At 40.9% G+C, this 19,841-nt stretch carries 22 protein-coding genes and 1 riboswitch; of the genes, 13 read left to right on the top strand and 9 right to left on the bottom strand.

Going from position 1 to position 19,841, the window contains the following annotated elements; all coding sequences use genetic code 11:
• Nucleotides 1-268 precede the first annotated feature (268 nt).
• From IEX12_RS17030 to IEX12_RS16985, 10 genes are all read left to right on the top strand, one after another.
• Nucleotides 269-592 carry a hypothetical protein gene (locus tag IEX12_RS17030; RefSeq protein ID WP_102415368.1) on the top strand — a complete coding sequence of 108 codons (324 nt, stop codon included), beginning with the start codon at nucleotides 269-271 and terminating at the stop codon, nucleotides 590-592.
• A gap of 293 nt (nucleotides 593-885) precedes the next feature.
• On the top strand, nucleotides 886-1,128 hold the full coding sequence (locus tag IEX12_RS17025) for a phage holin (protein ID WP_088049957.1): 243 nt from the start codon (nucleotides 886-888) through the stop codon (nucleotides 1,126-1,128).
• A 211-nt stretch (nucleotides 1,129-1,339) separates the two neighbouring features.
• Nucleotides 1,340-3,124: a M3 family oligoendopeptidase gene (locus IEX12_RS17020; protein ID WP_088049958.1), complete on the top strand. Its 1,785-nt coding sequence runs from the start codon at nucleotides 1,340-1,342 to the stop codon at nucleotides 3,122-3,124.
• 75 nt (nucleotides 3,125-3,199) lie between these two features.
• Nucleotides 3,200-3,304: riboswitch (TPP riboswitch) on the top strand.
• 124 nt (nucleotides 3,305-3,428) lie between these two features.
• Nucleotides 3,429-4,001, top strand: coding sequence for an energy-coupled thiamine transporter ThiT (gene thiT / locus IEX12_RS17015; protein ID WP_088050974.1), 573 nt, complete (start codon nucleotides 3,429-3,431; stop codon nucleotides 3,999-4,001).
• A 354-nt stretch (nucleotides 4,002-4,355) separates the two neighbouring features.
• Nucleotides 4,356-4,505 (top strand): hypothetical protein, encoded by a 150-nt coding sequence (locus IEX12_RS17010; protein ID WP_188725560.1) that lies wholly within the window; start codon nucleotides 4,356-4,358, stop codon nucleotides 4,503-4,505.
• A 152-nt stretch (nucleotides 4,506-4,657) separates the two neighbouring features.
• Complete coding sequence (locus IEX12_RS17005; RefSeq protein ID WP_088049959.1) at nucleotides 4,658-6,079, top strand: hypothetical protein; 1,422 nt, start codon at nucleotides 4,658-4,660, stop codon at nucleotides 6,077-6,079.
• Nucleotides 6,080-6,405: 326 nt separating this feature from the next.
• Nucleotides 6,406-8,151 carry a carbon starvation CstA family protein gene (locus IEX12_RS17000; protein ID WP_088049960.1) on the top strand — a complete coding sequence of 582 codons (1,746 nt, stop codon included), beginning with the start codon at nucleotides 6,406-6,408 and terminating at the stop codon, nucleotides 8,149-8,151.
• 81 nt (nucleotides 8,152-8,232) lie between these two features.
• Nucleotides 8,233-8,490 carry a cory-CC-star protein gene (locus tag IEX12_RS16995; protein ID WP_088049961.1) on the top strand — a complete coding sequence of 86 codons (258 nt, stop codon included), beginning with the start codon at nucleotides 8,233-8,235 and terminating at the stop codon, nucleotides 8,488-8,490.
• A 135-nt stretch (nucleotides 8,491-8,625) separates the two neighbouring features.
• On the top strand, nucleotides 8,626-9,552 hold the full coding sequence (locus IEX12_RS16990; RefSeq protein ID WP_088049962.1) for an ArsA family ATPase: 927 nt from the start codon (nucleotides 8,626-8,628) through the stop codon (nucleotides 9,550-9,552).
• A gap of 212 nt (nucleotides 9,553-9,764) precedes the next feature.
• Nucleotides 9,765-10,754, top strand: coding sequence for a zinc-binding dehydrogenase (locus tag IEX12_RS16985; protein ID WP_088049963.1), 990 nt, complete (start codon nucleotides 9,765-9,767; stop codon nucleotides 10,752-10,754).
• Nucleotides 10,755-10,958: 204 nt separating this feature from the next.
• On the opposite strand, the gene IEX12_RS16980 is transcribed toward IEX12_RS16985, so the two are convergent.
• On the bottom strand, nucleotides 10,959-11,474 hold the full coding sequence (locus IEX12_RS16980) for a hypothetical protein (RefSeq protein WP_088049964.1): 516 nt from the start codon (nucleotides 11,472-11,474) through the stop codon (nucleotides 10,959-10,961).
• Between the two features lie 506 nt (nucleotides 11,475-11,980).
• On the opposite strand from IEX12_RS16980, the gene IEX12_RS16975 reads away from it, so the two are divergent.
• Both IEX12_RS16975 and IEX12_RS23520 read left to right on the top strand, forming a co-directional pair.
• Nucleotides 11,981-12,541, top strand: coding sequence for a CBO0543 family protein (locus IEX12_RS16975; protein ID WP_155555396.1), 561 nt, complete (start codon nucleotides 11,981-11,983; stop codon nucleotides 12,539-12,541).
• Nucleotides 12,542-12,649: 108 nt separating this feature from the next.
• Nucleotides 12,650-12,778: a hypothetical protein gene (locus IEX12_RS23520; protein WP_269058798.1), complete on the top strand. Its 129-nt coding sequence runs from the start codon at nucleotides 12,650-12,652 to the stop codon at nucleotides 12,776-12,778.
• Nucleotides 12,779-13,027: 249 nt separating this feature from the next.
• On the opposite strand, the gene sda is transcribed toward IEX12_RS23520, so the two are convergent.
• Complete coding sequence (gene sda, locus IEX12_RS16970; RefSeq protein WP_088049965.1) at nucleotides 13,028-13,183, bottom strand: sporulation histidine kinase inhibitor Sda; 156 nt, start codon at nucleotides 13,181-13,183, stop codon at nucleotides 13,028-13,030.
• A 204-nt stretch (nucleotides 13,184-13,387) separates the two neighbouring features.
• Nucleotides 13,388-13,561, bottom strand: a complete 174-nt coding sequence (locus IEX12_RS16965) for a hypothetical protein (RefSeq protein WP_155555395.1) — start codon at nucleotides 13,559-13,561, stop codon at nucleotides 13,388-13,390.
• Nucleotides 13,562-13,814: 253 nt separating this feature from the next.
• Between IEX12_RS16965 and IEX12_RS16960 the strand changes: the two genes are divergently transcribed.
• Complete coding sequence (locus IEX12_RS16960) at nucleotides 13,815-14,819, top strand: DUF3231 family protein (protein ID WP_102415359.1); 1,005 nt, start codon at nucleotides 13,815-13,817, stop codon at nucleotides 14,817-14,819.
• 74 nt (nucleotides 14,820-14,893) lie between these two features.
• On the opposite strand, the gene IEX12_RS16955 is transcribed toward IEX12_RS16960, so the two are convergent.
• From IEX12_RS16955 to spoVAC, 6 genes are all read right to left on the bottom strand, one after another.
• The gene (locus tag IEX12_RS16955) at nucleotides 14,894-16,123 is read right to left on the bottom strand and encodes a dicarboxylate/amino acid:cation symporter (RefSeq protein WP_188725559.1); all 1,230 of its coding nucleotides are present in this window, start codon (nucleotides 16,121-16,123) and stop codon (nucleotides 14,894-14,896) included.
• A 96-nt stretch (nucleotides 16,124-16,219) separates the two neighbouring features.
• Entirely contained in the window at nucleotides 16,220-17,077 is an 858-nt protein-coding gene (locus IEX12_RS16950; protein WP_102415357.1) for a DUF421 domain-containing protein, read from the bottom strand.
• Between the two features lie 266 nt (nucleotides 17,078-17,343).
• A complete protein-coding gene (locus tag IEX12_RS16945) occupies nucleotides 17,344-17,547 on the bottom strand; it encodes a DUF1657 domain-containing protein (RefSeq protein ID WP_102415356.1) in 204 nt (67 codons plus the stop codon).
• 421 nt (nucleotides 17,548-17,968) lie between these two features.
• Nucleotides 17,969-18,319 carry a stage V sporulation protein AE gene (gene spoVAE / locus IEX12_RS16940; protein WP_088049971.1) on the bottom strand — a complete coding sequence of 117 codons (351 nt, stop codon included), beginning with the start codon at nucleotides 18,317-18,319 and terminating at the stop codon, nucleotides 17,969-17,971.
• Nucleotides 18,316-19,332: a stage V sporulation protein AD gene (spoVAD, locus tag IEX12_RS16935; protein WP_102415355.1), complete on the bottom strand. Its 1,017-nt coding sequence runs from the start codon at nucleotides 19,330-19,332 to the stop codon at nucleotides 18,316-18,318. The genes spoVAE and spoVAD overlap by 4 nt, the downstream gene beginning before the upstream one ends.
• Nucleotides 19,332-19,811 (bottom strand): stage V sporulation protein AC, encoded by a 480-nt coding sequence (spoVAC, locus tag IEX12_RS16930; protein ID WP_102415354.1) that lies wholly within the window; start codon nucleotides 19,809-19,811, stop codon nucleotides 19,332-19,334. Before spoVAC ends, spoVAD begins: the two co-directional genes overlap by 1 nt.
• Nucleotides 19,812-19,841: the final 30 nt, after the last annotated feature.

Here is a 19,841-nt window from a genome sequence, read left to right as displayed (position 1 = left end):
TGGACGGTGCCACCTTTGATTGGACTTTGACTTTTTGGCAAAAATTACGGGAATAGTACTTACTGAACATTTTGACTATATTTATGCAATGCTAGTGTGTTAACAGGTAAAAAATATAAGCGGGTTGTCTATGGAAGTTTTGGTGAATCCATACCGATCACGTTTCCCCTGCTTAAATGCAGCGGGATCGGGTATATGCAGCAAGTACTGAAAAGAGCTGTCAATCAGGGAAAACCAATTCACTAGACTTAAATAAGGAGAAAATAATATGAATCGTGCAGTTATGATGGTAATTGTTTTACTTGCCTATGTAATTTATGCGGCTTTTAAACATAAGGAAGTGTGGCGGAAACTTACGCTTAAACAAATAATCGGTGTATTGCTGACATGTTTGATTATGATGGGAATTGGTGGCACGTTTTTATACTATAGTTCCCGCCTTTTGATGGATACGATTCCAAACGAAATTGTCAGCATTTTGATGCAGTTTATTAGTGCAATAATTGTCATTATTTTTGGTGTCGTTGTCTTTAACATTATTGTTTCTAAAATTACCAATGGGGTCTTGCCGGTCAAACGCCCCCCGAGCTAAAGGGAAACTTCATTCATCAGGCCTTTTCCTCTCTGAATGTATTGGTGGAATGAATTAGACTATACGGTTACCGCCGCTTTTCTTTCTTCAATTGTTTTCCATTCTTTAAGAGGGGGTGCTTAATTTCCCGCTAATGCAAGATAAGCAGCAACCCTGTTCACGTCGTTTATACGTGGCAGGGTTGCTTTTCTATTGGCCGTCCATTTTTGTTCTAATTAATAAGCCGTTACATAATGTTAACTAACTGAAAATAATAGTGTAGGAAGCTTATTCCACTTGGGGAGGTGGTTTAGTTGGATAAAGGAACTATTATCCGTACTGCTGCATTGGTTTTGGCATTAACAAATCAGATTCTTGTTCTATTTGGAAAATCCCCCTTGCCAATTGATTCTGAAATCGTTAAGGAATTCGCTGCATTGTTGTTTACCATCGTGACATCGATTATCGCATGGTTTAAAAATAATTACGTTACAACGAGAGGAAAACAGCAAAAGAAAGTGTTGTTCGACAATGGGCTGGTAAAGAAAGGGAAATAGGCACCTGGGTAACCTGGAGAAGAGAACCTTCCTGCTGGTAGAGGTGGGAAGGTGTTTTGCAATAAAAGGGTTGACTATTTGCTCAACAATTTGGAAAAGTGGTTAAAATTGACAATCCAGTTTTTTCCGTTTTTGAACAAATAGGATGAAAATATTCACATTTATCGATATAATGAAAGGAGTAGAAATTGTTATAAAAAGGAGAGGTTTGATGCAAACAACATATGAACCTACATGGGATTTGGATGTTATTTTTTCCGGTGGAAGTGAGTCAGCGGCGTTTCATACATATGTAGCAACGATAGAGGAAGAGATGGCAAATTTAGCTGCCGAGATAACGGATTTTGATCCAGCGAAAGAAACTGTGGACGCTGTTAAACTGGAAAGAATTGTTGAATTACTTGAACGAACGATGAAAAAACTGCGGGAAGCATCTGCCTTTGTCAGTTGCTTAAGTGCGCAGGATGTCAAAGATGAAAAAGCGGCTGTTTTAGTTGGTAAACGCAGCGAATTATCAGCGAAAATGAGTGCGATAAAAACAAATTTGGAACAAAAATTTATCAGTATTGATGATCAAACCTGGCAAGAGCTGCTTAAACGTCCTGGACTGCGGGAAGTTTCCTTTATCCTGAATGAAAACAGGGAAAAGGCGAAAGAATTGTTACCAGCAGAACAAGAAGTACTGATGAATGACCTGCAAATCGACGGTTATCATGGCTGGGGACAAATGTACGAAACCGTTGTTGGGAATATGCATGTTAATCTGGAAGAGAATGGGAGAATTACGTCCTATTCAGTTGGACAAGCAGCGAATAAATTAAGTAATCCGGATCGTTCTGTTCGCAAACATGTATTTGAAAAGTTGGGAGAAGCATGGACTGGGAATGCTGCGCTGTTTGGCCAAACGTTAAATCATTTAGCGGGTTTCCGGCTGCAAACATATAAACATCGTGATTGGAACTGTGTATTAAAGGAGCCACTGGCAATAAATCGGATGAAGAAAGCAACATTGGATGCAATGTGGAATGCCATAACGAACAAAAAACAGCCATTTGTTCAGTATTTACAAAAGAAAGCTGGATTATTAGGGCAAGAGAAACTAAGTATGTACGATATCGGGGCGCCACTGACGAATTCGGTAACAACGTCGAGTTATACTGAAGGAGCGAACTTTATCGTTGAGAACTTTCGTAAATTCAGTCCGAAGATGGCAGGCTTTGCCCGAATGGCTTTTGACAAACGCTGGATCGAAGCAGAAGATCGTGCTGGCAAACGCCCGGGTGGATTTTGCACGAGCTTTCCAGATAGTGGACAAACTCGTATTTTTATGACCTATTCGGGAACAACCTCGAATATTGCAACCTTGGCACATGAATTAGGCCACGCCTATCATCAACACGTGATGAATGATGTGAATGGACTAAATCAGCGGTATGCAATGAATGTTGCGGAAACGGCGTCAACGTTTGCAGAAATGATTATTGCCGATGCATCGGTAAAAAACGCTCGAAATAAAGAGGAAAAATTATCTGTGCTGGAAGATAAAATTCAGCGTAGTGTTGCCTTTTTTATGAATATTCATGCACGGTTTATTTTTGAACAACGGTTTTATGAGGAGCGGAAACAAGGGATGGTACCAGTTCCGAGATTGAATGAACTGATGGTTGAGGCGCAAAAGGAAGCCTATTGCGGGGCGCTTGAAGAATATGATCCGAATTTTTGGGCGTCAAAACTGCATTTTCATATTACAGGTACACCGTTTTACAATTTTCCGTATACGTTTGGCTATCTGTTTAGTCTGGGCATTTATGCATATGCCCTTGAAAAAGGCGGCAGTTTTGAAGATGAATATATTGAACTGTTACGTGATACAGGTAGGATGACCGTGGAAGAATTGGCGGAGATTCATTTGGGAGTTGATTTAACGAAGCCGGACTTCTGGGAAAGTGCCATCCAATTGTGTGTGAATGATGTTGAGGAATTTTTAGCACTGTAGGAATTGCTGGATCAGGGCATTGTCACCAGATGATAAATAGGCTATAATACACGTAACGAAAAAAGCATAGAAAGAAAAGTCTGCAGGGGGAGCCATATGGCTGAGAGTGAACAGTAATTTAGTTCTTACCCTTTGAACCTGTTAGTTAATACTAGCGTAGGGATGGTGGCTTTTTTGATGGAATAAAAAGCAATGTGAGCGGATTCCCCATCAGGAAGCTTCCCCTTTGTCATTGCTTTTTTTGTGTGCAAAAAATATTCGCTTTCGGCTGTTTTTTACTGCTGGAAAAGGGGAGGAGTTTCGTATGCGGACTAAACGAACATTATTTTTGATTGAGGTGGCCATTTTTACGGCACTTGCTTTAATGCTTGATCTCGTTCCATTTTTGTCGTTTAAAATTTGGGCGCAGGGCGGGTCGATTTCACTTGCCATGATTCCAATCTTTATTGTTGCGTTTCGCTGGGGGTTGAAAGGCGGATTGTTGTCAGGATTCCTTTGGGGTGTTTTGCAGGTTGCGGTAGGATCCGCTTATATTTTGGTTCCGTGGCAAGGCGTACTTGATTATGGCGTTGCCTTTACTGTAATCGGTTTTGCCGGTGTTTTTGCTAAGCGTATTCAACGGGCTGTAAAAGAAGGGAATACGAAGCGTTCGTTAGCTTATATTATGGCAGGTGTGTTTCTTGGTTCAATATTACGTTTTGCCGCACACTTTGCTGCAGGGGTTGTATTCTTCGGATCGGCAATCGATGGAATGAACGTATGGATATATTCTTTACTCTATAACAGCTCATATATTTTACCATCATTCGTTATTTGTACCATTGGCATATTTTTCTTGTTCAACAAACAGCCAAAGACATTGTTAAGTGCTGCATAGGTAATTTTGCATCTTTTAAAACCGTACCTGATGGTGCGGTTTTTTTGGTATAGGGATTGAGCCAAACGGGGAAAGAGGATAAAAAGAAATGGACATAATGGAGTATTGCTCGACGGTGAGTGTAGCAGCCAGATTTCCAGAGCATACGGGAAATTTCTGTGTTTAGGAGTAGTAACCCGATTCCATAAGTCTACCTCCCGACCGAAGACACGAGCTCCGATCGAACACGCGCAAAAACTCCGATTGATCAAGCGAGCAAAAGTCCCGATCGAACGGCAAGCGCTCCGATCGAGCTGAAGCTGTTTTGCATCCACTTAATACTTGCAATATAATAAAAACAGGGAGGTAATCGTCTTGCGCGAATTAATAGGAGAATGCCAATTATGTGGAAAACCTGTTTATTGTGAGAACGGTTTTTTTGACGGGGAACAAATGAATGGTAAACTGACATGTAACAGCTGTGCCGAGAAAATCGAATCGACTGAAGAGAACGGGCAAACGTAATGTATCTGCCCGTTTTTTAATGATCGGCTGTGTTCCAAGAATATATGCTGGTTCAAATCATTAGCAAATCTGTCATTATCACTATCTTTCTTTCACCTGTATTTACAATATGCATAGGCTATAACACATGCAGGAAAGAAAGGAAGGTTCAAGTGGAGCTGACATTATCGCATTGGTTGTACGGGATCTTTACACTTATTATTATTTTGACGATGATTTTTAAACGTGGTGTTGTACTGCCAACCTTACTGGGGACGTTTGTGATTGCCTGGGTTTACAACGGGAGTATTGTTGATGGATTTACGTCTATCTTTAACGCCAACTTGGTTGCAGCGAAAGAGCTTTTCAGCATTTTCCTGATTATTACATTTATGATGGCTTTATTGCATTCGTTACGTGATCTTGGTGCGGATCGGATGATGATTCAGCCGATTCAGAGGATAATGGTCAATGGACATGTTTCGTATTTCGTCCTTGTTGTTGTAACGTATGTTATTTCCTTATTTTTCTGGCCAACACCAGCTGTACCGTTAATTTGTGCATTACTTGTTCCGGCAGCAGTACGTGCAGGATTGCCAGCTGTTACTGCAGCAGTTGCGATTGCACTTTCTGGCCAGGGCATGGCACTTTCATCTGATTATATAGTACAGGTGGCTCCAAGCTTGTCAGCCAAATCTGCCGGAATTGATGTCGGGATTGTTTCGGATCAAGCCTTATTATTATCACTGATAGCAGGGGGAATAGCAATTACTGTTGCATATTTGCTTTATCGAAAAACAATCCGGCCAAAAGACAGCATATTAATTGAAGAGGATCTTCAAGCACTGCAGACAGAAACAGAATCGAGCCATAAACCTCGGGCTAATCACTTGCCAACCTGGAGTAGGATATTTGCCATTCTAGTTCCGTCGGCATTGTTATGTGTTGTTATTTATATGATTTATACAAAGCTTTCATCTGGACGAATGAGTGGTCTGGAAGGTGGTGACGGTGCTGCGTTTATCGGAGGTGTTGCCGTTATTTTGCTGCTATTATCCACTGTTGCGTTTGGCAGACAGCACGCTTTGGATTATATTAGCAACCACATAACTAATGGATTTGTCTTCGCCTTTAAGGCTATGGGGCCAGTCATCCCGATTGCTGGGTTTTTCTTTTTAGGCAGTGCTGATTTTTCCGGAAGTATTTTGGGAATCGAGGAAAATCCGCCTGCTTTTTTATTTGATATTGTTCAATCGACACAGGAGTTCTTACCGCAAAGTGCACTGCTTGCTGCATTCAGTGTACTGGTTATTGGTATCATTACTGGATTGGATGGTTCTGGATTTTCCGGGCTGCCGTTAACAGGAGCACTGGCAGCATCTCTGGATAATAGTGGAATTGATACGGGAACACTTGCAGCAATTGGTCAATTGGGGGCAATCTGGACTGGAGGGGGCACAATTGTCGCCTGGTCTTCTCTGATTGCGATTGCCGGCTTTTGCGGCGTTTCCGTGATGGATCTAGTTCGCAAAAACTTTATTCCAGTTATCCTCGGACTCGTCATTTCTACACTACTCGCAGTGTATATACTGTGACTTGCCTGAAAATACCGGTTTAGTATTCCCCGATATCATTGATGTTCGCCGTTTCCGGTTAGCCGGAAACTCGAACATCAACAATGCCATAAGCAGGAGTGTGACCGAAATGATTGGAATGATCCATGAATAAATTGGCCCGCCCTAAATCTACACAAGAAAAGTATTCCTCTTTTAACAGGAACTAAGAATCGAAATATTTACACTTCCATAATTATCAGTTAAAATAGATACTAAAATATGTTCCTATTACATAGCTTCTAATAGGATAAGCTCCTTTTTCAAATGCAGGGGTTAAATTTCTAAAATATGGGGAGGTAGGTTAAGTGAATGGTATTTTGGTTGCGATTATCGGAATTATTGTTTTTGCTTTAGGCTATCGGTACTATTCAAAATTTGTCGCGGAAAAGATTTTTCGTTTGGATCCGAATTATCAGACGCCTGCACATAAATATGAAGATGGCGTCGACTTTGTCCCTACGAATAAGTTTGTGCTTTGGGGGCATCACTTTACATCTGTTGCAGGTGCAGCTCCGATTGTTGGACCAGCTATAGCAGTATATTGGGGATGGCTGCCAGCTTTTTTATGGGTTATTTTAGGCACCGTTTTTGCTGCTGGCGTCCACGATTTTGGTACATTGGTACTGTCTGTCCGCAATAAAGGGCAATCAATTGGTACGCTCGCCAACAAACTAATTGGGCAGCGGGCAAAGATCTTATTTTTGTTTATTATTCTTATTCTCGTTTTAATGGTAAACGCCGTGTTTGCCTGGGTCATTGCCAATTTGTTTATTTCATTCCCGGCTAGTGTGCTGCCTGTATTTATCCAAATTCCTTTAGCTGTGTGGATTGGTTATGCTGTTTATAAGCGGAAACAGAAAATGCTTGTACCGTCGTTAATAGCGCTAGCCATTATGTATATTGCAGCGGTCGTCGCAAGTAAGGTAGATTTTCTGCAAATCGATTTGGTACAGTACATGGGCGGAGAAGATGGAAGCGGTTTATTTGGTTTGGGTTCTATCTCGACCGCGTTTTTCATTTGGATCATTATTTTAATGGTTTACGTATACATTGCATCCACATTACCGGTATGGAAGTTATTGCAGCCGCGCGACTTCATTAATTCCCATCAGCTCGTCGTTGGGCTGGCAATCTTGTATTTAGGACTTATTTTCACAAATCCGGATATTACGGCTCCGGTGACACATACAGGTACAGACGTTTCCTGGTTCCCATTATTATTCATTACGATTGCCTGTGGAGCCATATCCGGTTTTCATGGGCTTGTGTCTTCCGGAACATCCTCTAAACAGCTAAATAGAGAGACAGATGCGCGTATGGTTGGTTATTTAGGGGCAGTCGGTGAAGGAGCTTTGGCATTAGTTGCGATTATTGCAGTTGTAACATTCTTTGCCAATACAGATGAATTCCTGGCCACCTACAGTAGTTTCACAGCTGCAAACGGGGCTGGACTGAATGTTTTTGTTGAAGGTGCGAGTAAGCTTGCGGCAGGGTTGATGATCCCGCCTGAGGTTGCGACAACAATTGTATCCATCATTGTTGTAAGCTTTGCAGCAACAACACTGGATACATCCGTACGGCTTATGCGGTATATCGTGGCTGAACTAGGATCCGAATACAAAATGCCGGTTTTAACAAAAACGCATGTTGCAACAACGATTTCGGTTGTATCGAGTGCAGCGCTAGTACTTATACCGGAGGGACCAAAAGGGTTTGGCTCAGGCGGATATCTCCTTTGGCCGTTATTCGGAACGTCCAACCAGTTGTTGGCAGGAATTAGCTTATTAATGATTGCAATTTGGTTAAAACGTTTGGGCCGAAATTATGCAATCGCGTTGATTCCAATGATTTTTTTAATGTTTATGACGCTATATGCCATGTTTCAGCAGGTTGTCTTTCAATGGTCATGGTTCGGGACTGAATCAAACACATTATTGTTTGTGTTTGGTGCAATCATTTTTGTATTCGCCGTCTGGATTACCTTGACAGCGTTTGCGGCATTGTCAGGTAAAAGGGATGATATTCCGGGTGATAATATCAATGTGAAATAGTGAGGTTTATTCCAATGATGATGAAAGGGATCATGAACGATATGATCCCTTTTCGGTATCGAGAAAGAGGAGGGTGAAAATATGATCGATAAATTAAAAAAACTGGCTGCCTATTATGAAGAAGTTTTAAGTATGCCGCACCGCCAGGAAATAGCCCGGGAATTAAGAGATCAGGATGATTTATTTTTATTGCTGCTTTATTCAGAGATGATTGGTATCCCTAATCCAGTCTATTATTATACACTGGAGTTATATCCGTATATGATCGAAAAATTCCATGATTGGCATTTGCGGATGGGTATAGAAAAATCACCGCTGACCGGAATCCGCTGCTGCTAGAAAAAGGGACAAAAACCCGCTGCTTAAACGTGTAAGCATCATGGTTGTGAACGATTTAAGGCTATCCAGCGTCTGTTTTCAATCGTTTTATTATGTTAGTACATTGGGAAAGGCCCGTAAAAAGGAGTTTTTATCATGCAGGAATTCACGAAAAAAATTATCTTCGTCGGTGGTAAAGGAGGGGTTGGGAAATCAACATCCGCTGCTGCAATTGCTTGGAAAGCAGCCAAGGATGGGTATAAAACGTTGTTGGTCTCGACAGATCCAGCACACAATTTGGGGGATATTTTTAATCATAAAATCGGTGGGACAATAACAAGGATAACAGACCGGCTCCAAGCATTAGAAATTGATCCCGTGATCGAAACAAACAATTATATAAAAGGAGTAAAGGAAAATATTAAAGGTGTAGTTCATTCCGGAATGATTGCGGAGGTTCATCGGCAGCTGGATACCGCAAAAGCATCACCGGGTGCCGATGAAGCAGCGTTATTTGATAAGTTAATTACAATCATTTTGGAAGAGAGCAAGCATTTTGATAAACTTATTTTTGATACGGCGCCAACGGGTCACACCATTCGCCTGTTATCATTGCCTGAGCTGATGGGTATTTGGATTGAAGGTATGCTGGAAAAACGGAAAAAGACAAATGACAATTATACCCAGCTGCTGAATGATGGCGAACCGGTTGAGGATCCGATTTACGATGTATTAAAAACGAGACAGCAGCGTTTTTCGCAGGCGAGGGATCTTTTATTGGATGGAAACGTGACAGGATTTGTGTTTGTTTTAAATCCCGAACGGCTTCCCATTTTGGAAACAAAAAAAGCCATTGAATTGCTTGATAAATATCATTTACATGTGCGAACATTAATTGTAAACAAGGTGTTGCCCAATGACGTTGATGGGGACTTTTTCTCGAGGCGGAAAGAGCATGAAAAGCAATACCTAAAAATGATTGCAGCAACATTTCCCGATAAGCAACGCTTTTATGTGCCGTTGTTATCCCATGATATTACGAATCAGGAGCAGCTGGAGACGTTTCTCAGGAGGTTTGGTTAGCGGTAAGTATACTTTACAGTTATTCCTTACTACTTTCTAGCATGATTGGTGCTTATACATTGGTTAAACAATTCCAGAGCGGAAACTTGAAAGTACAAACATCGGAGCACACAATGCTGATCGGGGTTGAATTGGTTTTTCGGTGCTGCAAAAGGTGAACGGTAAAATGAAAGTTAAACAAGTAGTATACATAGTTGGAAAGGATGATTCTGATGAAAGCTTTTGTACATGAATATGGTAATCTGGTAGTAAAAGATATCGCTGACCCACAGGCAGGTGATGGGGAGGTAGTTGTTGCCCTTCAAGCTGCTGGTCTTAATCATCGTGACCTGTTCATCGCGAGTCGCCGGGAGGAGGGTGTCCCAGCTCTTGTGATCGGTTCAGATGGCGCCGGTGTCATTGAATCTGTCGGTAGTAATGTCCCACAGTTGTCGGTTGGCGATGAAGTGATCGTTAACCCTAGTTTACGCTGGAATAAAAATAGTGTTGCGCCACCAAAGGAATTTGATATTTTAGGAATGCCTGATAATGGTACGTTTGCTGAAAAAATTGTCCTGTCAGCTGAACAACTGGAGAAAAAGCCTGCACACGTAACGTGGGATGAAGCAGGAGTATTAACATTGTCTGCGTTGACAGGTTATCGGGCGATGTTTACGAAAGGTGAATTAAAAGCGGGGGAAACGGTATTTATCCCTGGCGCCGGCAGTGGTGTTGCGACATACCTTATTCAATTCGCGAAAAATATAGGTGCACGTGTGATTGTAACCTCCCGCAGTGAAGCAAAACGTCAAGCGGCAGAAAAATTAGGTGCTGATCACGTTCTTGATACGGCAAGTGACTGGCTAGAGGCATTAAAAGATGAAACGGTCGATCTCGTTATTGACAGTGTTGGACGGGCAACATTTAACAGATCACTTGAGGTCTTGAAAAAAGGCGGCAGAATTGTTGTCTTCGGGTCATCAACAGAGGATACGGTTGACCTTAATTTACGCGACTTTTTCTATGGGCAGTACCAGTTATTCGGTTCGACCATGGGGAGTAGGGAAGAGCTTTATGAAATGCTGCAGTTTATGGAAACCCATGAGATCCATCCGGTGGTTGACAGGGCATTTGGATTGGAAGATGCCAAGGAAGCGATGGATTATCTTGACAAAGGAAAGCAATTTGGGAAAGTAGCGATTCGGATTAGTAATAAAGGCTAGGACAAGAAAGTTTATCCATGAGTGCAGGATCACTTACATGGTGGTTCTGTACTTGTTGGTTTGAAATCATAGTGCTGACTCGGATAGAATGTAATTGAATCAAGTTAAAAAACTTACCGGAAATAAATACTAAACCAATGTCTGAATGACTGACCAGTTTCAGAAATTTCTTTATTTATGCATGATGTTACATCATTATGCTTGTTAGTCTGATCTTCTAAATCGTTTAAATCCCAGTTCAAGCAGATGACCAACAAACGCGCAAGTCAGACCGTAAACAATCCCGCTAAAAACTGGTGTCTCAAAAATTGGTGAAATAGTTGAAAGAAAGCCCTCATGCCAGTTTATCCCCATATTCATACCGGTTACCAGGCCAATAAAAAAACCAGTCAAGTAAACCCGCTTCAATTCTTTATTATATTGATGCCGGTGATTGATCGCCTTAGCACGATTGTACGCTTGCCATAATGAGAAGCTGAAAACGGACGGGTAAAATAGTCCCCACTCAAAGTTCAGCAATTGGTCAACTTTTTCAAAATCTCCTTTAAATGTATACATGATTCCAAGATTTAAATGTGATTGCAAGTTTAATATAACTTCCCATACCATCAAAATTATTCCTAAAAGGAAATCCCCATTATATAATTGACCAAACCCCGGTAAAGCAAGTGACCACAGCATGGCTGCTATTGGTGATTTATAAGTGTTTTTGTTTTTCATCTTAATCCTTCTTTTTCTGTTAATGGGTATTGAGTATTATTAGAGGATGTTCAAAAAGTCACCAAATGATAAGCAGCGAACTCTAGAATTGGCAGCACGGGATCTTCTGCTTAAACCGCCCACGACAATCGCCAACAGTAGAAGTCAGCACTTCCTGTTGTTGACTTGATGAAAACGTTATCCATAACCACCATTTGAACGTTAGAAAATTATTGTTCAGGCCAATATTCAACCGTCAATCTGCTAAGTACTTCCTGAGCGTCTGTTATGTTCTCATAAGGAATCCTTCCTCCTTTCGCCATGTTTAGAAGCCTCTTTTCATACGAAAGCAATCTGTGTTCCATTATTGTTGCCAAATTCGTTACAATTCATAACAGTTAACCGCAACAGTACTGTAAATTAAGAAACTTTCATTAAGTTCAAAGAAATAGTACAAGAGATCTGAATATTATAGGTCATACAGGAGAAAATACCAAAATATATAAAGAGCGTGAGGATGAAATATAATGAAAAACGATGAAAAAATCGATAATGCAGGAATTTTTTTTGACCAGTTTCATAAGCTGCATCAAGAATTCGGTCGTTTTTGGTTTGAGGAGATATTATTCCACTGGGAGTGGTCGGTATCGTTACTCTTATCAATAGGCGCTTGGATATTCTGGGTTTTTTACAGAAAAAAAGACAGCACACACCGGCTTTTGTATGCAGGAATTTTGGCAGTCAGTATTTCCGTCTGCCTTGATTATATTGGTACTGCACTTGGTCTTTGGTACTATGTTGGAAAACTCATTCCTACTTTTCCCGCTTGGATGCCTTTTCATTTTTGCTTGCTTCCTGTAGCTATCATGTTTCTGATTCAGACAAAGCCACATATTGCCCCCTGGAAGAAAGGCATTTTATTTGGCTTGCTCACTTCCTTTATTGGCGAGCCGATTTTTGAATGGGCAGGAATTTATGTATTAACAGGCTGGCACTATATTTATTCATTTCCGATTTATACGCTGCTCTATTTATTTTGCGACTATATGGCAAAAAGTAAATCCTTCGAGCCCATTTCCAAAACGTAAACAAGTTGGTATTCATTTAGGAAAGTTATCGGTATTTTTCCAACTAATAAACTGGTAAAATAGTGTAATGTAGAGAACTGATTATACACAACAGGGAGGAATTGCAGCTTGAACAGGTTTGACATGCTGGTCGAGGAATTTAAAGAAAATTTAGGCCGGGAATTATCCGATAAAGAATTAAAGTGGGTGCTATGGGTTGTCAATCAGGAAAAAAAGGGCAAGGGCTGGAATTCCTGATGGTTCCGTTTTAAGATGGTTTCCAAAATTGCATTTATATCGTACATATTATTTTAAACGGGCAGTAGTGATGGGATTTTCCCAAGGATTTTTCATCTGACTGCCCACCCCCTTAATCCCTTTTTCCAGAAACGCTCCTATAACGCCTTCAAAAATTTTATTCGCTGCTATGCAGATAATTTAGATATTCCTAAAAGTAATATTACCTTGGTTTATCCCAACCTTTCTGTTCTATATTTTCATTGCTTTTTAGGCTTGTGAATTTTTTTGATATTGGATCATTAATCCGCGATCATTTATTTCTTCTTTTATTAAATCGCAAAAATCCTGATCCAGCTTTAATTCAATTGCCTTCATAAAAGCCTCAATTAATAAATCGTTGGACACATTTTTCAGGCTCTTCATTTTGTTTGCATCCTCCTAACTCTTCCACAGGTGCGTTTGGCGAATTGGCAAGAAAAGTGTTGCCATCAAGATGTTTCTAAAAATTGAAAGATTAGGAGATGGACATACGTTAATAGTAATACAGGAAACGATGAAATGCAGTATAAATTGTCTACGGGTAGGATAAAAGCAGGTACGAGAAGAATAACAATAGAAGACATCCCCTTAACTAGAAGGATGTCTTTTTTCTAAGATACGATAATAGGTATAAATAATTTTATCCATGTCCCGTAGTAATTTCTCATTTTGAGACGATTCCAGGGCGTCCAATAAGTCGCTTAATTCAGTTTCATCCAGCTCCACGAGCAGCTTGCCATTTTCAATTCGGTTAAACTCCATTTTGTATACCCCCATTTTTCTTTTCTTATTCTTTACCACATTTAACCAACTGTTAAACATCCGCGGTTAAAAGGGAGGTAAGAAACAGATTATTAAGCGAACAATTCTTGTCCCCTTCATTGTCAAGTCTGTCGGGATGTTATGGTACCATTTATTGCAGGATATGGATGAAATAAGATAGTGGAAATGGAAATTAATCTGTAACATACAATAAAACCATTGTTAATGGGAACCATAAATATGAGGTGATGATGTGGATAAAAATGATTTAAAATTAACATCTGCTGAGATAGGTACATTGTGGGGCGAATATATTAATGGAACAGCAGTGGATATAATGAGTAAATACATGCTGTCCATTATAGAAGATAAAAAAATAAGCTGTCTGTTTGAAGAGGCGATCGAAACGTTTGCTAAGCAAAAAAAACAAATTACAACCTTCATCGATAACGAGGGTTTTCCAATTCCGATCGGGTTTACCGAGTCAGATCTTAATCAAGGGGCGAAAAGGTTATTTTCAGACATATTCTGTTTACATTACTTACACATTATGACGCTGCATGGGCTATTGGGACATACAACAGCGCTTAGTGCTTCCGTCAGAAAAGATTTACGCCATTTTTATGATTCCTGTGATGATGATGGTAAGAAAATGTATCACAAAACGATTGAATTGCTGGTAGAAAAGGGTCATTTTCAAAGGGACCCATACCTTTATCCAGATAAGAACCCCGAATTTATCTCAAGTCAGCAATTTACGGATGGATATTTTGGGGACCAACGTCCATTAGCTGCAACCGAAATTATCAGTATCTCCTTTAATCTGAAAAAGAAGATGCTGGAGAAAACATTATCTATTGCCTTTAGCCAAGTTACACAATCAAAAGAAATCAGGAAATTTTTAAACTCAGCACAGAAAACCTCGGACGAACAAATCCAATCATTCAGTAAGATATTGCAGAATGATAATTTACCTGTCCCAACGTCCTGGGAAACAGAGGTTACAATTTCGCAGGAATCTCCCTTTTCCGATAAGTTAATGTTGTATCATATTGGCTTTTTATTACAAACCTCCCAAGCTTATCATGGAGCAGGGCTTGCAGCAGCAATGCGAACTGACCTTGTCGTTAATTATGAAAAGATCATATTGAAAAATCTGATGGTTACCAAAGAATGGTTTAATATGATGACAAAAAACAGATGGCTTGAGCAGCCGCCACTTGTGCCAAATAGAAAAGAAATTGCAAAGGATAGATAAGAAAAGCGGAACGATTGAATAGCGCACCCTTTTTTACGAAGGTAAGGTGCGCTCTGGACTCTGCTATATTAATCTTACTCGGCTTCAGTCTTTTCCATCCAGCCGTTCCCCTCCAGCTGTCTGGTAACAAGCATACTTGATACGGAATCCCCTGTAACATTAATCATCGTTGCTGGTGGGTCAACTACAACCCCGATTGCCGAAATGATTGGCAATGCTTCTATTGGCAGGCCGTATAAGGTAACAATCATCAATTCACCCATAAAACCACCACCCGGAATGCCGCTCATGACAATCCCGGAGAGCAGGCAGATCCCAATTGCCGTTAAAAACGTGTCAATTCCGGTGAAATCCATATCAAACACGCCAAAAACAAATGCAATTTTCAACATGGCAGAGAGACATGAACCGTCCATATGAATGGTGGCACCGAGCGGCAATACGGTTTCCCGGATATCTTTCGGAACACCCATTCTTTTTGTTGCTTCAAGGTTAACAGGTAAAGAAGCAATACTGCTGCCTGTTCCCAGCGCGGTAACAGCAGGGTTTAGTATGTTCTTCCAAAAGCGTCCAATCCCTTTTTTGCCACCTGATAAAAAGGCATATAAGGTAAATCCAATTGCAAAATACAAAATAGCTACTGGGTAATAAATCAAGACAGCTTTTGCATAATCGCCAATCAAATCGGTACCAAACTGCCCAATCAGGGAGGCAAAGTAAGCGCCTAAACCAATTGGAGCATAGTACATAATTAATTGGACAAGCTTCATAAAGATTTCTGATCCACTTGATAAAAATTTGGCAAACGGGCGCCCTTGCTCGCCAGATAAGCCGGTCGCAACCCCAACCAGTACAGCGAAAATAATGAGGACAAGCATGTTATCTTTTGAAAATAGATCAACAAAGTCCGGTACGGTAAATGTATTAACAAGCTGTTCAGCTAATGATGATTGTTCAACGTCATCCGGTGTTTCCAAGGGAATATTCGCCCCTGAACCTGGTGGAAACAGTACAGTTGCAACTAACATTACAACTGATGCGATAATTCCGGTAACAATAAAAATGGTAATCATGGATCCCATTATTTTCCCAAATCGCTTCATACTATTCATGTTGGCAATCGCCGAAGCAATTGAAAAGAAAACAAGGGGCATCACCACCATAAACAAAAGATTAAGAAATATGTCTCCTAGTGGTTTAATTACGTTTGCTTTATCACCATAAATAAGTCCGATGACTGATCCGACAATGATGGAGACAAGAAGGATTAACGGGAAACGATATGCTTTCAGTTTTTCTCTCATACTGGTCATGCTCCTTTATGTAACAAGATGTATAACATATTTTATCATACATGTTGAACAGAAGGATGAGCAAGAAAAGCCCTACTTCAAACGTTATCATTTGAGGTAGGGCGTAATGCGTGTAATCGCAGACTTCAGTTTTTTACTGTTTTTCTGATACAACTGTTTCGCTTGCTCATTTTCCGTTGCCAAGGCAAAAAGCTCCAGGTCAGCCTGACATTTTTTTAGTGTAGCAAGCAACAGCGGTTTTTCTGTCGGGCTGGGAACTGCAATTTTATCATCGTATAGGTCAACGGTTAATTGGCCATCGCTATCAACTTCACCAACAAAAACGTTTTCGATACTGACGTTCAGTTTATCCAGCTCTGTTTCTAACCAGTTAACATTCAATGACAGGTTTGCCAGCGGTTCATGTAACACCTTACCGTCCATAATAACCGTTTCCGGCTGTTTATCCGGTGGGACCTCTATTCCAAGATACTTTGCTGTTAACGGGCGGTATTCTTTTTTAGGCAGTACGCTTAATGTACCAGATGGCTCCAGAACGGCAAATTCAACATCCGCTGCTCTGAAGATATTTTTATCACGCAGAGCTTCCTGTAATTCGTCGATCGTATATCGTTCTTTTTTTAAATTATCCTCCATTATTTTCCCATTCTGTATAAAAACAGTGCTTTTTCCCTCGATAAAATCACGTAATGTTTTATTTTTCATCGATAGATATTCAGCCCCCCATGGAATGATAAACCATAAAAACGCAGCTATCACACCATAGAAAAGATTGGAGTCCACGTCGGTTGCATGGACAGCAATAATATCCCCGATAACAATACCTGTTATATATTCAAATACATTCATTTCCGATAACTGTTTTTTGCCAAGCCCCTTTGTGATAAGAAAGAGGGCAACGATAGTGGCAAGTGTTCTGATAATAATCTCTACCCATTCTGGCATAGTACATATTCCTTTCTTATAGAGGATGTTCAAAAAGTCGGATGTTTCTAGTTAGCAGCAGGGGATCTTTTCCAAAACCCGTACCCAACGTAGAAGACAACTACATCTGGATAAGCCGTGCTCGAAACACTGTCGCCTAGAATTTCGATGCACAGGAAGTGATAGTGCCGGCTTCCAACAGGAGCGTCTGAGACGTAGCCGGCCCGGAACCTTTTTGAACACGAAACGTATAACCTGCTATCATCACCGTACAGCAAACTTCCAGATTAGAATTTGTATTGTGATTCTTCTGTTCCCAGCCAGATAACTTGTTTCTGCAGGTCTTCTTTTACTTCTGACAAAATTTTTTGTGTATTTTCAAATACTTCTTTTGTTTGTTGATCCTGTGTTTTATTCGCTAATAAGCTTAATGTAGCTTCTGCACTCTTGATAGAAGAAAAACAGCCTTTTACCTGTGATCCAACAGTCATTACATTCATCCTTTCCGGAGAGGTGTTACGATATTTCTTGCTTTTTGGCAGCTTTGCCGCTATGATCCGGACTTATCACATTCCGCTGGTGACATCCGAGCCTAATTTCGCGGTTTGTCGGCCAAATGGTGCTTATCTGCGGGCAAGACCTTTGTGCTCGTCTAGGAAATTATAAAATTTTGCGGCTGTGGATAACTTAATAACCGGATAAGCCACGTCCGGCTCCAGCGCCCAGCGGCTAGTGTGCAACACCCGCCTCCGTACGATAAGTCAACATCGACTCCCTCCGGTCGTCGTGTTTCCTTTATCTCCTACGGTAGGAATGTTCGGTTAAAACCGCCGCTTTGCGCGGCAACACCGAACCACCCTGCTTGGCAGGGCGCAGCACATACGCCGCTAAACGGGCGCTTGCGCCTTTGTTCTATCCTTTTGGTTTAAAAATTAGTGCACCAATCATGCCGAAAACGATTGCAGCGGATATCCCGGAACTGGTCACTTCAAACATGCCAGTTACGACGCCAATCAGACCATGTGCTTCGGCCTCAGCCATTGCTCCATGAACAAGGGAATTACCAAAGCTCGTAATTGGTACTGTAGCCCCTGCACCGGCAAAATCGATTAACGGTTCATATAAACCAACACCATCCAATACGGCGCCAACAACGACAAGAATACTTAATGTATGACCGGGTGACAGTTTAAAAACATCTAGCATGATTTGACCGATCACACAAATTGCTCCACCAATAACAAATGCCCAGAAAAATATCATGATAGATCACTCCCTGATTCGATCGAAACTGCATGGGCAATACACGGGATTGGATTTTTTTGCTGTACACTCAATGTAGAATGCAGCGCTCCAGTTGCAACAACAAGAATACGATTAAGTTCTCCTTTTCTCATACGATTCAAAAAGTGGCCATAGGTGACGACCGAGGAACATGCAGCACCACTTGCACCTGATTGAACGGGCTGGTCTTCCCGGTAAATCGTGAGCCCGCAATCGACGTATTTTGTTTCTTCCAATTGCAAGCCTTGTTTTTTCAACATGTCAAACGATACTTCCCTGCCGACATGACCCAAATCACCCGTGATAATTAAGTCGTAATAGGATGGATCGACATCCCGTTCCTTAAAATGTGCGGTAATCGTATCAACTGCTGCCGGAGCCATTGCACCGCCCATGTTAAATGGATCGGTCATCCCCAAATCGACTACTTTACCAATGGTTGCTGCCGTAATCTGTGGACCGGTTCCGTTTTTTGCAACTAATGCAACACCTGCACCAGTTACTGTCCATTGTGCAGTTGGTGGTTTTTGTCCACCATATTCTGTAGGGTAGCGAAACTGTTTTTCCGTGGCTGCATTATGGCTGGCACAACCACTTAAAATATAATTTGCACCATTTCCATTAATCAGGAATGCAGCTAACGCTAAACTTTCCATCGATGTTGCACATGCATTAAATAATCCAAAATAGGGAATCCCCATTGTTTTGGCGGCAAAGCTAGTCGGTGTAATTTGGTTAATCAAATCCCCGCTTAAAAAAAATTCGACCTGCCCTTTATCAATTGGGCTATTTTTTATAGCAAATTGGCATGCTTCTTCCAGCATCATTTGTTGTGCCTGCTCAAATGAGGATTGTTTCAGCCACATATCATCATGAAGCAAATCAAAATCTTTCGGGATGTTTCCATTTGCTTCAAATGGGCCGCCAACAGTGCCAGTGGACAGAATGACAGGCTTGTTTTCAAAAATCCAGGTTCTATGCCCCGTTAACATTACAATCCACCCCATTGAACTAAAATGGTTTTAATCAATGCAATGATAAAAGCGGAGAATACACCAAAAAGGATGACTGATCCAGCTAGTTTGAACATATTGCCACCAACACCTAAAACAAATCCTTCTGTACGATGCTCAATTGCGGCAGAGATAACAGCATTTCCAAAACCGGTAACCGGCACAGCAGATCCTGCTCCGGCGAATTGACCAATACGGTCGTAAATACCAAATCCGGTTAACAGCATCGTAAGAAAAATAAGCGTTGCAGTAGTGGGATTTCCGGCAGTTTGCTCGGTGAAATCAAAGTAATAAATATAAAACGTTGAGATGAGCTGGCCGATAAAACAGATAAATCCACCTACTAAAAATGCTTTGATACAATTTTTTAGTAATGGTCTTTTTACTTCGCGCTGCTGCTGAAATGCTTGGTATCTTTGTGCTTGTGGAGGTAAATTTTTCTTTTTCTTATCTGCCATTCCAATCACTCTTTTCCTTGAAAATTAGAA

Source organism: Lentibacillus populi (assembly GCA_014642895.1).
In the GTDB taxonomy this organism is placed as follows: Bacteria; Bacillota; Bacilli; order Bacillales; family Amphibacillaceae; genus Lentibacillus_C; species Lentibacillus_C populi.
This window is presented reverse-complemented; position numbering and strand designations above follow the sequence as displayed.